The organism is Shimia biformata (genome assembly GCF_016888515.1).
Taxonomy (GTDB): Bacteria; Pseudomonadota; Alphaproteobacteria; order Rhodobacterales; family Rhodobacteraceae; genus Shimia_A; species Shimia_A biformata.
The window spans coordinates 2594536-2608122 of the sequence record NZ_JAFEJK010000001.1 but is presented as its reverse complement, the minus strand read 5'-3'; the positions used below and the strand labels follow the sequence as shown (position 1 = coordinate 2608122).

Sequence of the window (13587 nt, the reverse complement as noted above, 5' to 3'; positions counted from 1 at the left end):
CTTTAACGCCCCGTGAAATTGGGTTTTCGTTTTTCGACGAACGCAGCAACCGCCTCGTGGTGGTCTTCGGTCTGATGCATGAGCGCCTGATAGGCCGCCGCGGAATTCAGAAAATCCGGCAGGTCCATCCGTTCGGCATTGCGCATCAGACGCTTGGCGACCCGCACCGCGCGCGGCGGTTTCGCGGCGATGACAGCGGCCCGTTCGCGGGCCCGTTCCATCAATTTTTCATGAGGCACAAGTTCAAGCACCATACCAAGCTCCAGCGCTTCCTTGGCCTCGACCATGCGCCCTGAGAAGGTCAGATCGGCGGCCTTCTGGTGGCCCAGACGACGCAACAGGAACCAGCTGCCCGCATCGCCCGGAATGATTCCGAGATTCAGAAACACTTCGCCGAACCTTGCTTTTTCCGACGCGATGCGCATGTCGCACATCATGGTCAGGTCGCACCCCGCGCCCACCGCCGGGCCGTTGACTGCGGCGATGGTCGGAATATCCATGTTGTAGAGCGCAAGCGGCAGCCGCTGCACCCCATCAACATAGCTCTGCGCCGCCGCCAGCGGCTCCTTGCGGAACACGCTGTCGGGATCGTTCATTTCCTTGATGTCGCCGCCGGCACAAAAGGCCGGGTCGGCGCCGGTCAGGATCATCACGCTGACCTGAGGATCGGCCTGCACCTTGGCGAAGGTCTCCAGAAGGGCAGCGATCATGTCGTTTCCGGTGACCGGGTTGCGCCGCTCGGGATCGTTCAGCGTAACCGTGGCGATCCTGCCGGAAATCTCCAGAAGGACTGGGTGTTTACTCATTCTTGCCATCTCCCCGTTCGCGTTTCTCGAACATCGCGGGGTTGATCATGTCCCGCGCGTCATGACCCATATGCAAGGTCTCACCGCCGTCTACATAAATGTCTTCTCCGGTGATGAAACCGCCAAGTTTCGAGGCCAGGAAAATGATCGTGCCTGCGATGTCCTCGGCCGCCCCCATCCGGTTTAGCACCGAGCGGTTCAGCTTTTTCCACTGTTCCGGCGGAATCGGATAGCGGCCAAGCGCATCGGTCTTGATCGTGCCCGGCGCGACACAGTTCAGCCGGATGCCGTACTCGCCCCATTCGGCGGCCAGCGTTTTCATCATGCCCGTTACACCGGCGCGGGCGGCGACGGTGTGTGTAAAGCCGGTAAGCGCGGTGCGCGCCGAGATGGCGGTGACAAACACAACCGATCCACCATTGTCGTACATGAAGTGATCCGCCGCTGCCCGGGTCATCTGCCAAGACCCGATCAGGTTGTTGCGGATCACGGCTTCGAAGCCCTTGTTGGTGATATCGCGGGCGGCCGCGATATACTGGCCGCCGGCATTGTTCACCAAAACATCCAACTGCCCATAGTGGTCCTTGATCCGCCCCATCGCAGCTTCGATACTGTCTTCGTCGCGGGTGTCTCCGGGCACGACAAAGGCCTCGCCCCCCGCCGCCCGGATCATTTCGGCGGTCTCTTCCAGCGGCTCTTCGCGGCGCGCGAACAGCGCAAGCCTGGCCCCGCAAGCGGCCATTTCGATCGCCGTCGCCCGGCCCATTCCAGATCCGGACCCCGTGACCAGGGCAACCTGGCCCGCCATGAGATCCGACGCGTAACGCCTTGATTTCGCTTCGCTCATGTTCCGCCCCTAATTCTTCAGCAATTCGCCAGAAATGATGAGTTTGCGAACCTCCTGGGTGCCTGCGCCGACCTCAAGCACGCGACCGGTCCGGTACAGCCGGTTCACTTCTGTATCACGCATGTAACCCGAGCCGCCGTGAATCTGGACAGCTTTGTCCAGCACGAAGGATGTCGCCTCAGCGGCCTTGTAGATCGCCGCAGCGGTGAGCTTGTGGATTTCGCCGCGCCCGCCTTCGCCCTCTTCGAGGCCTTCACACATGGCAGCGGTGCGCAAGGACAGGCTCCGCGCGGCCTCGATCTGCGTATACATGTCGGCCAGCATCGCCTGAACCATCTGAAAACTGGCGATCGGTTTGCCGAATTGCTGGCGTGTCTTGGCGTAGTCGATGGAAATATCCAGCGCCCGCTGCGCAATGCCCAGAGCGTTGAAACAGACGATGGCACGTTCCAGATCAAGTCCGGACATGGTAACGGCAACCCCGCCATCCAGCTTGCCGACCATGTTTCTGGCCGGAACACGGCAATCTTCGAATACCAGTTCGCCCGTCGGCGAGCCGCGGAATCCCATCTTGTTGAGCTTCTGCGCCACCTTGAAACCGGGCGTGTCGGTTTCCACGATAAAGGCGGAAATGCCCTTGGCCCCTTTTTCGGGCGATGTCTTGGCATAGACCAGCACCAGATCGGCAATCGGCCCATTGGTGATGTAGATCTTGGCGCCGTTCAGGATGTAGTCGTCGGCATCCTTTTTGGCCGTGGTCCGCATCGAGCCAAGCGCATCAGACCCCGCGCCGGGTTCGGTCAGACCCAGGGCGCCGATCAGCGTTCCGTTGCACAGACCTGGCAGGTATTTTCGGCGCAGATCGTCATTGGCGTTGCGATAGATGTTGTTGACGCACAAATTGTCATGCGCCACATGAGTCAGCCCAATCGCGGCAGAGGCCCGCGACAGCTGTTCGGTGATGATGCAGGCCGAGGTGAAATCCAAACCAGCGCCGCCGAATTCCGGCGGCACGTTCAGTCCCAGATAGCCCATTTCGCCCAGCTTGGGGAAAACCGAAGACGGCAGGTCATCAGTATCGTCCATTTCCGCATTCAGATGGTGGAATTCGGACATGAAGAACTTGCCGGCCTGATCGGCCAGGGCCTGCTGTTCGTCCGTCATGAAATGTGTTGGCAGAGCGGTGTCGTTGCGCAGTTGCTTGTTCATTGTCTCGTCCCCCTCAGGCGCGCAAAAGTTCTTCGGCAATGATGATCTTGCGGACTTCGCTTGTTCCCGCGCCGATCTCCAACAATTTGTTGGCGCGGAACAGCCGGTTGATCTCGGTGTCCTGCATGTAGCCAGAGCCACCATGAATATGACAGGCTTCGGTCACCGCCTTGTTGAATGCCTCGCCTGCGTAAAGACAGGCCGCCGCGGTCAGTTTGTGGATTTCGCCACGGCCCCCGGCCCCTTTTGGTAGGCCCGTACAGGCGGCCAGTGCCCGATAACCGAATGCGCGCGCGGTTTCGACCTCGGTGTAGATCTCGGCCAGTTTCGACTGCATCATCTGGAAACTTGCAATCGGTTTGCCGAATTGTTCGCGAATCTTGGCGTATTCCAGCCCTAGTTCCAGGGCGCGTTCGGCCATGCCAACGCAGACTGAGGCAACCATAGCACGCTCCAGATCCAACCCGCTCATTACCACCGAAACGCCGGTGTTTTCCGGTCCAACCATGGCGGATGCGGGTACGCGGCAATCCTCAAACACCAGTTCTCCGGTTGGCGAGCCGCGAAAGCCCATTTTGTCAAGCTTTTGCGCCACCTTGAAACCGGGATTGTCCGTCTCGATGATGAAAGCAGAAATGCCCTTGGCGCCCTTCGACTTGTCGGTTTTGGCATAAAGCAGGATCACATCGGCAATGGGGCCGTTGGTGATGTAAATCTTCGAGCCGTTGATGACATAATCATCACCGTCGCGGCGGGCAGTGGTGGCCATGGATCCGAGCGCATCGGATCCCGCACCCGGTTCGGTCAGGCCCAAAGCACCGACGAGCTCGCCCGAGCAAAGGCCCGGCACGTATTTCTTCACCTGCTCTTCGGAGCCGTTGCGCAGCAGGTTATTCAGGCACAGGTTGTCATGCGCCCCGTGCGAGAGGCCCACAGCCGGGTTCCACTTCGAAATCACCTCGGACACCAGCGCCTGGGTGAACTCGTTCTGCCCCGATCCGCCCAGCTCCTCCGGCGCGGTAATCCCCAGCAGGCCCAGCTCGCCCATCTGCTTGAACAGATCATCGGGCCACCATTCCTCGTCATCCATGCGCGCCTGCAGCGGGTGCAGCACCTCGCGCGATACCCGATCCACGTGATCGACGATCTGGCTTTGCTCATCAGTCAAAGAATAGTTCGCCCTGATGGCTTCCAGATCAGCCGCGATAGCCTCACTTTGAGTGGTCATATCATCCTCCCGAAAAATGTCGTCCGCAGTGTTGACCAAAATCAAACATATGTTAGAAAATAGATCAAGCCAAGCTTTTGACGACCTGACGTAAGAAAGCGCGGTGTCCTGAATACAGGGGGGGAGCTTCGGAAATGACTGAGAGCGTTGTTCAATCGCAGGCGCTCGGCAAAGAAGTGCGTATCACGATTCGACGTCCTGACAATCGAAATGCCCTCAACCGTGAGGTCGCAGACGGGATCATGGCCGCCATATGTGCTGCCGAGACGGACAGCGATTGCCGCGTGATCGTTCTGACCGGCGAGGGCGAGCGCGCCTTCTGTGCCGGGGGCGACATCAAGGCGGGGGCGGATGGCGGCCCGTTTGTTCAGGATCCGGCGGACCCGGATCATTTTGCCGGAAGGTTGTTCGAGACGATACAGGCGTGCCGAAAGCCAACGATCGCGCGCATCAATGGCGTCGCGATGGGGGCGGGAGCGGGCATCATCTGTGCCTGCGATCTGGCTGTGATGGCGGATCATGCCCGCATCGGAACGCCGGAAGTGAAGGTAGGTCTGTTTCCCATGACGATCGTGCCACCCATGATGCGCGTGCTGCCCCGGCGGAGGCTGATGGAGATGTTCATCACCGGCGTTCCTCTGACGGCCGAGGAAGCCCTGCAGTTCAATCTGGTCAACTATGTGACCGATGCCGCGGGGCTGGACGACAAGGTTGCAGAACTGGTTGCCCAGATCGCCGCGCAGTCGCCGAGCGCGATCCGGCTGGGAAAATACGCCTGTCACGCGATGGAGGACATGACCTATCCGCAGCAGATGCGGTTTGCAGAAACACTGTTACCGCGTGTGGCGCAGACCGAAGACGCGCGCGAAGGCTTTGATGCCTTTATTGAGAAGCGCAAACCCGAATGGACGGGCCGCTGATCAAACGGGGAGGAGAGGAATATGTCGGAACGAAAGCTGCGCATCGGATGCGCGTCGGGCTTCTGGGGCGATACGCCGGAAGCGATCGGTCAACTGGTCTCAAAGGGCGAGATCGACTATCTGGTGTTTGACTATCTGGCAGAGGTGACAATGTCGCTGATGGCGCGGGCCCGCGCCAAAGCGCCCGAGTCGGGCTATGCGCCGGACTTCGTCAAGGCGCTGGCACCCTGGTTGTCGGATATCAAGGCAAAAGGGATCAAGGTCGTTGCCAATGCAGGGGGCGTGAACCCGCGTGGCTGCAGCGATGCGCTTGCCAAAGCCGCCGCCCAGGCCGGGATCGATCTGTCCATCGGAGTCGTGCTAGGCGATGACCTGTTGCCTAGGGCCGATGAAATTCGCAAAAACGGTCAGACGGAAATGTTCTCGGGTGTCGCATTTCCAGATGATATCTGGAGCATGAATGCCTATCTGGGTGCCCGCCCCATCGCTGCCGCGCTGGATGCCGGGGCCGACATCGTGATCACCGGACGCTGCGCCGACAGCGCGGTCGCGCTTGGTCCCCTGATGCATGAATACGGTTGGGGCGACGATGACTGGGACAAGCTCAGCCAGGGATCGCTGGCCGGCCACCTGATCGAATGCGGCCCCCAGGGAACCGGCGGCAACTTCACCGACTGGCAGGACGTGCCGGGTTGGGACAATATGGGCATGCCCATCGTCGAGGTGTCCGAAGACGGCAGTTTCATCATGACCAAGACGCCTGACACCGGCGGGCTGGTCGTGCCCGGGTCAGTCGGAGAGCAGATGCTCTATGAAATCGGGGACCCGCGCGCCTACCTGTTGCCCGACGTGATCTGCGACTGGTCCGGGGTCACCCTGGAACAGGTCGGACCCGACCGGGTGCTGGTCAAGGGCGGCAGGGGGCTTGGGCGCACCGACAGCTACAAGGTGTCGGCGACCCATGCCGATGGCTGGCGCGCGGTCTCTACCCTGACACTGGCCGCGATTGACGCACCCGCCAAGGCCGAACGTGTGGCCGAGGCGATCCTGACCCGCTGTCGCCGGATTTTCCGCGACCGCAACATGGGAGATTTCCGGCAGGTCAGCGTCGAGGTGCTGGGGGCCGAGGCGGCCTATGGCGCAAATGCGCGCGCCCGGACCCGCGAGGTGGTGCTCAAGATCGGCGCGGTCCATGACGATCGCGCCGCGCTGAACATCTTTGCCGGCGAAATCGCACCGATGGCGATTTCGACCGCGCAGGGTCTGACCGGGTTCTTCGCCGGACGGCCAAAGGTGCAGCCGGTGGTCCGTCTATTTTCCTTCCTTCAGAGCAAGGCCGAGACCCCCGTCGCGGTCGAGGTCGACGGCAAGGATGTGCCCGTGAGCGTGGCCGCCACGCCAGTCCACCTTGATCCGCCTGCCGCACCGCCCGCAGATAGCCGCGAGCCCGGTCCGGACGTTGTCAAGGTCCGCCTCGTCGATCTGGCCTGGGGCCGCTCGGGCGACAAGGGGGACATCGCCAATATCGGCATCCTCGCGCGCAAGCCGGACTACCTGCCATATATCCGCTCGGCTCTCAGCGAAGAGGTGGTGAAGGACTATTTCGCCCATGTCTGCGACGGCAGGGTAGAACGGTTCGACCTGCCCGGAAGCCATTCGCTGAATTTCCTGCTGCATGACTCGCTGGGCGGGGGGGGCATCGCTTCGGTCCGCATAGACCCGCAGGGCAAAGGGTTCGCGCAGATGCTGCTTGATATCGAAATTCCCGTGCCAGCCGATCTGGCCGCACGTGACGGACTGAATGCCGCGGCCCGGAACTAAGAGGACGACACCATGACCATTTCGAAACTCCTGGTCGCCAATCGGGGCGAGATCGCGGCGCGCGTGTTGCGCACCGCTAAGGCCCGCGGGCTTGCGACTGCCGTGTTGCGTCATGTCGCCGAGCAAGAGGGGCCGGCGCATCTGATTGCAGATGAGGTCGTGATGATCGACGGCCCGACGCCCGTGGCCGCCTATCTCGATATTCCTCAGATCGTCGAAGCCGCCAAAGGGATCGGCGCGGACGCGGTTCATCCCGGCTATGGCTTTCTGTCAGAGAATGCCGGTTTTGTCGCGGCGCTGGAAAAAGCCGGAGTGACCTTTGTCGGCCCGACGTCCGAGGTCATCGACCTGATGGGGGACAAGGTCCGCGCCCGCGCCTTCGTCGAGGAACGCGGGTTTCCCGTCGCCCCCTCGGCCATCGAGGATGATGATCCGGCGAGCTTTGTCGAACGCGCCCGCGCCGTTGGCTATCCGCTGCTCATCAAGCCCTCGGCCGGCGGTGGCGGCAAGGGCATGCGCGTCGTACGCGAGGACAGCACGCTGGAGACCGAAATCGAAACCGCGCGCCGCGAAGGCGAACGATATTTCGGCGACGGGCGGCTTTTCGTCGAACGCTATATCGAACGCCCGCGCCATATCGAGGTGCAGGTGATGGGCGACGGACAGGGCAACGTGGTCCATTTCTGGGAACGTGAATGTTCGATCCAGCGCCGGTTCCAGAAGATTATCGAGGAAACGCCGTCACCGGCGCTGACCCCCGAGCAACGGGATGAGATCTGCGAGACCGCTGCCGGAATTGCCCGCGCCGTCAAATACCGCGGGGCAGGGACTGTCGAATTCATCTATGCACAGGATGGGGCCTTTTATTTCCTGGAAATGAACACCCGCCTTCAGGTCGAACATCCGGTGACCGAGATGGTAACCGGCTTTGATCTGGTTGCCGAGCAGCTGCGTGTCGCGGCGGGCGACGGGCTGAGCGCCGTGCAGGCGGATATTCCCCAAACCGGACACTCGATCGAACTGCGCATCTGTGCCGAGGATGCGACCGCCGATTTTCGCCCCGCGATCGGCAATATCCTGCTGCTGGACGAACCCCAGGGCGAGGGGATCCGCGTAGACAGCGGCATTCTGGATGGCGGCAAGGTAACGACCGACTTCGACCCGATGTTGTCCAAGCTGATCGTGCATGGCCCGGATCGCGCGCAGGCCATCGCCCGTGCCCGGAGCGCGGTGCAAAGCTATGTGATTCTCGGGGTAACGACCAACACTGGTTACCTGGATGCAATCCTTGCACATCCGGATTTCGCCTCTGGTGACGTTTCAACTGGCTTCCTGGCTGAACAATCCGAAACGCTGACCGCGCCGGGCGAAGATGTCTCTGACTTGCTGATGGCGGCGGCGGCCCTATCGGACGAGCGCCTGGTGAGTGACGTAATGCAGATACCGGAAATGTACCGCAAGATGGGTGGGTGGAGAAACTGATGCAACGGATTTTTCAGATGGACGGAGAAGAGACTGATTGCTGGCTGGGTCATGATGGCAGCCGGTTCGTGCTCAATACCCCCACTGGCGCTGTTGCCTGCCAATTGGACCCGACGGGTCTGCCGGGCGGTTACAAGCTGAGGGCCAAGGGTGTTGTGCGCGAATTGCGACTGGCCGTGGGGCCGGAAGCAACTTTTGTGCACATGGACGGGCGAACCTACGAAGTCGGGCGGGTTGATCCCGCCGAACGCCTGGCCGGAAGCGACGGTGGCGCGAGCGACGACCGATTGGTGGCGCCCATGCCGGGTGTCGTGGTGTCGGTTGCGGTTAAACCCGGCGATGCGGTTGAAGAAGGCCAGCCGCTTCTGGTGATCGAAAGCATGAAGTTGGAAACCACACTGACGGCCCCGCGCGACGGGGTCGTTGCCGAAATGCCATTCGCCGAAGGCGACAGTTTTGGTCTGAAAGACATCCTGGCCCAATTGGCCCCGGAGGAGGAGTGACAATGCGCAGGATTGAAAGTCTGATCGACACCAATGCCGCCGACTACAAGGCAAACTATGCCGCCATGTCTGAACGGCTGAAGGAATTCCACGCCCGCCAGCACGCGGCGCGTTTCGAACGCCCGCAACGCGATATCGACCGCCTTGCCCGCCAGAACAAACTGGGCGTGCGCGAGCGGTTGAAACTGCTGCTGGACCCCGGCACTCCGTTTTTGGAGTTTTCCACACTTGCCGCCTGTCGCGAATACGATGGAACCGTGCCTGGCGCCGCTGTGGTGACGGGCATCGGTATTGTGCAGGGTCGCGAGGTCGCCATCCACGCCAACGACGCTAGCGTCAAGGGCGGGGCTTGGTATCCACATACGGTCAAAAAGGTCGTGCGTCTTCTGGATGTCGCGCTGGAAAACCGCCTGCCGGTCATCCATATCTGTGACAGCGCGGGCGGTTTCCTGCCGCTGCAGCACGGGGTGTTTCCCGACCGGTATCTGGGCGGGCGGGTGTTCCGCAACCAGGTCAAGCTGAGCCAGGCCAATATCCCGCAGATTGCCGTGGTCGGCGGTCACTGCACGGCTGGCGGCGCCTATGTGCCGACGCTGAGCGACTACAACATCATCATCGAAGGCACAGGGGCGATTTTCCTTGGCGGTCCCCCGCTGGTCAAGGCGGCTACCGGCGAAGAGGTCGGTGTTCAGGAGCTTGGCGGCGCGGTCATGCACACCTCGGTATCGGGCACCGGCGACTATCGCGCCGCGACCGAAAAACACGCCTTTTCACTGGCCCGCGAGATTGTCGGCCAGTGGAAGCGCACGCCGAAAACGATCATCGAAACCGCGGCCTATGAAGAGCCTTACTATGACCCCAAAGAACTCTACGGGATCATTCCAAAAGACCGGAAAACCCAGTTCGACATGCGCGAGGTTCTGGCCCGGATCGTGGACGGCTCACGCTTTCACGAATACCAGCCGGACTATGGCACCACGATGGTGTGCGGCTTTGCCCATATCTGGGGTTACAAGGTCGGCATCCTTGCCAACAACGGGGTGCTGTTCAACGACAGTTCGCTCAAGGCAGCGCATTTCATGCAGTTGTGCAACCAGAACCGCACGCCTCTGGTCTTTTTCCAGAACATCACCGGCTATATGGTGGGCCGCGAATACGAAGAACGAGGCATCGCCAAGGATGGCGCCAAGATGCTGATGGCGCAGGGCGGCTCGGTCGTGCCGAAGTTCACAGTAATCGCCAATGCGTCTTACGGGGCCGGCAACTACGGGATGTGCGGACGGGCCTGGGACGCGCGCACGCTGTTCATGTGGCCCCAGGCCGAGATCGGCGTGATGGGGGCGGATCAGGCCGCAAATACCATGGCGGACGTCAAGATTCGGCAGCTTCAGCGCGAAGGCAAAGAGCTGACCGAAGAAGAAATCGCCGCGATCCGCGAACCGGTGCTGGAAAAATACAAGCGCGATGTCGAGGCTTATACCTCGACCTCGGAATTGTGGGACGACGGCATCCTCGACCCGGCGGACACACGCAACGCGCTTGGCATGTCGATTTCTGCCTCGCTCAATGCACCGATCGACGATCCGCACTACGGGATCTTCCGTCTGTAAAGGCTTGAGGGACGGCACACCGGGTCGGGGGGTGCCGTTCCGCGTCAAGGCGCTTGCATCTGGCGCTTTCGGAATCTGAAGTAGTCCTGACCGGTCCGGTTCCCGGACAGGTCAGGACGATGTCCGCCGCGCCTCCTGAATGGAGACGACGTCAGAGGCCGCCATGCCGGGCCGGTCTGCCTCGACCGCCTTCAGCGGCTCGACCGGCCTCAATCCGGCCAGACAATCGCGCGCAAGTTGCTGGTATTCCGCGGTGCCGCGCGTTTTCCACGCGATTTCTTTCTCGCTGACCTCGCGGATCACCTTTGCCGGCGATCCCACCACCATCGAACGCGCCGGAATCACGGTTTCGCCACGCACAAACGCCTGCGCGCCGACAATCGATTCCGCCCCAAGCTCTACACCATCCATAATGACGGAATTCATTCCGACCAGAGCGTTCCGGCCCACTGTGCAACCGTGCAGGATCGCGCCATGGCCGATGTGGCCGTCGCTTTCCACCACGGCGTCGCGGCCGGGAAAGGAATGGATGATGCAATTGTCCTGAACATTGGCTCCATCCCCGATCACGATCCTGCCGAAATCGCCCCGCAAGCTTGCTCCGGGGCCGATGTAGCATCCATGACCCAAGATGACATTTCCGATCAGAACGGCCTGGGGGTGGACATATGTATCCTCGGGCACGACGGGTATAAAACCCTTGAACTCATAACAGTATGCCATTCCGACCACCTTTCGTAAGCTGAGTGCTAAACGCTTGTCAGCGGTTGCGCCGGGACCAGAATCCCTCAATTGTGCCGCCGATCAGGGCGTGTGGCCCGAAAACAAACACAAGTTAGAAAATAGCGCAAGCTCCCTACGTCACAGCTTGGCGATATTGACACTTCCCAAGGTTGGGATTTAAAATCTAACAAATGGTAGAAAATAGGCTGGCGGACCGATTAGGGTGGCCTGACCGAACTAGGGAGAGAGAGAAATGACAGACAAAGCCTATGTTGCAGGCGTTGGGATGGTCCCGTTCCAGAAGCCGGGAAAATCCGAAAGCTACGATGTGATGGCGACCGCTGCGACCCGGTCCGCTCTGGCAGACGCGGGGTTGGATTATGATAAAGTCCAACAGGCCTATGTGGGCTATGTCTATGGCGACAGCACCTGCGGTCAGCGCGCCTTGTACCATGTCGGAATGACAGGCATCCCGGTTCTGAATGTGAACAACAACTGCTCGACCGGATCGTCCGCCCTGTTCCTGGCCAGGCAGGCAGTTGAAAGCGGCGCGGTCGAATGTGCTCTGGCACTTGGGTTCGAACAGATGCAGCCTGGCGCAATCGGTGCGATGTTCCATGACCGGGTCAGCCCGTTTGCGGCATTCGACAATGAAACCGACGAACTGGTTGGCAGTGCCGAGATCCCGCTGGCGCTGCGGTACTTCGGCGGTGCCGGCAAGGCGCATATGGACGAGTTCGGCACCCCCCTAGAAACCTTCGCAAAAATCCGCGCCAAGGCCAGCCGACATGCTGCGAAGAATCCGGTTGCCCTGTTCCGGCAGAAGGTGACGGCGGAAGACGTCATGGCCGCCCAGGTCGTCTGGCCCGGCGTCATGACCAAGCTCATGGCCTGTCCGCCAACCTGTGGCGCGGCCGCCGCGATCATTTGTTCCAAGGAATTCGCCGACAAGCACGGACTGGACAGTTCGGTTCGGATCGCGGCGCAGGCCATGACGACCGACGGCCCGGAAACTTTCGAAGCCCATGACATGCGCGAAGTGGTCGGCTTTTCGATGGCCAAGCGCGCCGCCGATCAGGTTTACGAGGACGCGGGCATCGGGCCCGAGGACGTGGATGTGGTCGAACTGCACGACTGTTTCGCCCACAACGAGCTTATCACCTATGAGGCGCTTGGCCTTTGCGGTCGCGGCGAAGCGGCGAAATTCGTTGATGATGGCGACAACACCTACGGCGGAAAATACGTGACCAACCCGTCGGGCGGTCTTTTGTCCAAAGGCCATCCGCTTGGGGCGACCGGCCTAGCGCAATGTACCGAGCTCGTTCAGCAGCTTCGCGGCCAGGCAGATGCGCGCCAGGTTGATGGCGCACGTCTGGCGCTTCAGCACAATCTGGGCCTCGGCGGGGCCTGCGTCACCACGCTTTATGAAAAAGCCTGATAGCGCCTTTCGGGAGGAATCAATATGACTGGAAAACTCGACGGGCGCGTGGCGCTGGTCTCGGGCTCGGGCCGGGGCATTGGCCGCGAAATCGCTCTCAAACTGGCCTCGGAAGGGGCCCGGCTGGTGATCAACGATCTGGACGCCGGTCCGGCCAATGAAACCGCCGAGGCGGTGCGCGCAATGGGAGCTGAGGCCGTGGTCTGTGCCGGCAGCGTTACCGAAGTCGGTTTTGCCGAACGGTTCATCAAGACCGGCGTGGACAGCTTTGGCGGGTTAGACATCATCGTGAACAACGCAGGCTACACTTGGGATAGCGTCGTTCAGAAGATGTCCGACGAACAGTGGCAGGCGATCATCGACGTCCACCTGACGGCACCTTTCAAGATCCTGCGCGCTGCCCAGCCGGTGATCAGCGCCAAGGCCAAGGAAGAGGCCGCCGCCGGGCAAGAGGTGTTCCGCAAGGTAGTCAACATCTCGTCCATCGCAGGGACCGGCGGCAATGCTGGCCAGATCAACTATTCCGCCGCTAAGGCCGGTATCCTAGGGGTCACCCGGACGATGGCCAAGGAATGGGGCCGCTATAAGGTCAACGTCAACGCCGTCGCCTTCGGCCCGATTCGCACCCGCTTGACCGAAGGCAGCGCGGATGGCGACAGCACGATCAAGGTCGAAGAAAAAGAGATCAAGGTCGGCGTGAATCCCGATCTCCTGTCCCAGATGGAGCGCATGATCCCGCTGGGCCGGGTCGGCACTCCGGAAGAAGCTGCCGGTGCCGTCTATCTGTTCTGTGCGCCGGAATCGAACTTCATTTCAGGCCAGCACGTCATCTGCGGTGGCGGTTTCGTGATCTAAGGCAGTTGCCCGGACCCGATGACGTGGTCCGGGCAAGCACATTAATGTCTGGGCGGCCTCTTGGCGGTCGCCAATGCGGAATTTTCCGCAAACTCTAGTCTGGCACGATCACGACGATTGACTCACTTGAGTTATTAACCTAACA

12 protein-coding genes are annotated in these 13587 nt (G+C 61.0%); 7 read left to right on the top strand and 5 right to left on the bottom strand.

Translation table 11 applies throughout. The features are described 5' to 3' along the window. Positions 1–2: 2 nt before the first annotated feature. From JQ863_RS12745 to JQ863_RS12730, 4 genes are read right to left on the bottom strand one after another with little or no spacing between them, the layout of a single operon-like run. Positions 3–806, bottom strand: coding sequence for an enoyl-CoA hydratase-related protein (locus JQ863_RS12745; protein WP_204114566.1), 804 nt, complete (start codon positions 804–806; stop codon positions 3–5). Next, complete coding sequence (locus JQ863_RS12740; protein ID WP_057796873.1) at positions 799–1653, bottom strand: SDR family NAD(P)-dependent oxidoreductase; 855 nt, start codon at positions 1651–1653, stop codon at positions 799–801. The genes JQ863_RS12745 and JQ863_RS12740 overlap by 8 nt, the downstream gene beginning before the upstream one ends. Positions 1654–1662: 9 nt before the next feature. After that, positions 1663–2862, bottom strand: a complete 1200-nt coding sequence (locus JQ863_RS12735; RefSeq protein WP_204114565.1) for an acyl-CoA dehydrogenase family protein — start codon at positions 2860–2862, stop codon at positions 1663–1665. 13 nt (positions 2863–2875) lie between these two features. Continuing rightward, the gene (locus JQ863_RS12730) at positions 2876–4090 is read right to left on the bottom strand and encodes an acyl-CoA dehydrogenase family protein (protein WP_204114564.1); all 1215 of its coding nucleotides are present in this window, start codon (positions 4088–4090) and stop codon (positions 2876–2878) included. Positions 4091–4224: 134 nt separating this feature from the next. On the opposite strand from JQ863_RS12730, the gene JQ863_RS12725 reads away from it, so the two are divergent. From JQ863_RS12725 to JQ863_RS12705, 5 genes are read left to right on the top strand one after another with little or no spacing between them, the layout of a single operon-like run. Beyond that, positions 4225–5010, top strand: coding sequence for an enoyl-CoA hydratase-related protein (locus tag JQ863_RS12725; protein ID WP_204114563.1), 786 nt, complete (start codon positions 4225–4227; stop codon positions 5008–5010). Between the two features lie 21 nt (positions 5011–5031). Next, positions 5032–6831, top strand: a complete 1800-nt coding sequence (locus tag JQ863_RS12720; protein ID WP_043753627.1) for an acyclic terpene utilization AtuA family protein — start codon at positions 5032–5034, stop codon at positions 6829–6831. 12 nt (positions 6832–6843) lie between these two features. Then, positions 6844–8313 (top strand): acetyl-CoA carboxylase biotin carboxylase subunit, encoded by a 1470-nt coding sequence (locus JQ863_RS12715; RefSeq protein ID WP_043753624.1) that lies wholly within the window; start codon positions 6844–6846, stop codon positions 8311–8313. Continuing rightward, complete coding sequence (locus tag JQ863_RS12710) at positions 8313–8816, top strand: acyl-CoA carboxylase biotin carboxyl carrier protein subunit (RefSeq protein ID WP_233145717.1); 504 nt, start codon at positions 8313–8315, stop codon at positions 8814–8816. The genes JQ863_RS12715 and JQ863_RS12710 overlap by 1 nt, the downstream gene beginning before the upstream one ends. A 2-nt stretch (positions 8817–8818) precedes the next feature. Then, the gene (locus JQ863_RS12705) at positions 8819–10426 is read left to right on the top strand and encodes an acyl-CoA carboxylase subunit beta (protein ID WP_138424259.1); all 1608 of its coding nucleotides are present in this window, start codon (positions 8819–8821) and stop codon (positions 10424–10426) included. 111 nt (positions 10427–10537) lie between these two features. Here JQ863_RS12705 and JQ863_RS12700 read toward each other — a convergent pair whose 3' ends face one another. Then, positions 10538–11149, bottom strand: coding sequence for an acyltransferase (locus JQ863_RS12700; protein WP_204114562.1), 612 nt, complete (start codon positions 11147–11149; stop codon positions 10538–10540). A 253-nt stretch (positions 11150–11402) separates the two neighbouring features. Here JQ863_RS12700 and JQ863_RS12695 point away from each other — a divergent pair, with 253 nt between their 5' ends. Then, the gene (locus JQ863_RS12695; RefSeq protein WP_204114561.1) at positions 11403–12587 is read left to right on the top strand and encodes a lipid-transfer protein; all 1185 of its coding nucleotides are present in this window, start codon (positions 11403–11405) and stop codon (positions 12585–12587) included. Positions 12588–12611: 24 nt separating this feature from the next. Next, complete coding sequence (locus JQ863_RS12690; protein WP_204114560.1) at positions 12612–13442, top strand: SDR family NAD(P)-dependent oxidoreductase; 831 nt, start codon at positions 12612–12614, stop codon at positions 13440–13442. The last annotated feature ends 145 nt before the right edge of the window (positions 13443–13587 follow it).

Bases quoted from the DNA above. Each gene is read 5' to 3' on its own strand.
- JQ863_RS12745 (WP_204114566.1), bottom strand. From the start codon at position 806: ATGAGTAAACACCCAGTCCTTCTGGAGATTTCCGGCAGGATCGCCACG.
- JQ863_RS12740 (WP_057796873.1), bottom strand. From the start codon at position 1,653: ATGAGCGAAGCGAAATCAAGGCGTTACGCGTCGGATCTCATGGCGGGC.
- JQ863_RS12735 (WP_204114565.1), bottom strand. From the start codon at position 2,862: ATGAACAAGCAACTGCGCAACGACACCGCTCTGCCAACACATTTCATG.
- JQ863_RS12730 (WP_204114564.1), bottom strand. From the start codon at position 4,090: ATGACCACTCAAAGTGAGGCTATCGCGGCTGATCTGGAAGCCATCAGG.
- JQ863_RS12725 (WP_204114563.1), top strand. From the start codon at position 4,225: ATGACTGAGAGCGTTGTTCAATCGCAGGCGCTCGGCAAAGAAGTGCGT.
- JQ863_RS12720 (WP_043753627.1), top strand. From the start codon at position 5,032: ATGTCGGAACGAAAGCTGCGCATCGGATGCGCGTCGGGCTTCTGGGGC.
- JQ863_RS12715 (WP_043753624.1), top strand. From the start codon at position 6,844: ATGACCATTTCGAAACTCCTGGTCGCCAATCGGGGCGAGATCGCGGCG.
- JQ863_RS12710 (WP_233145717.1), top strand. From the start codon at position 8,313: ATGCAACGGATTTTTCAGATGGACGGAGAAGAGACTGATTGCTGGCTG.
- JQ863_RS12705 (WP_138424259.1), top strand. From the start codon at position 8,819: ATGCGCAGGATTGAAAGTCTGATCGACACCAATGCCGCCGACTACAAG.
- JQ863_RS12700 (WP_204114562.1), bottom strand. From the start codon at position 11,149: ATGGCATACTGTTATGAGTTCAAGGGTTTTATACCCGTCGTGCCCGAG.
- JQ863_RS12695 (WP_204114561.1), top strand. From the start codon at position 11,403: ATGACAGACAAAGCCTATGTTGCAGGCGTTGGGATGGTCCCGTTCCAG.
- JQ863_RS12690 (WP_204114560.1), top strand. From the start codon at position 12,612: ATGACTGGAAAACTCGACGGGCGCGTGGCGCTGGTCTCGGGCTCGGGC.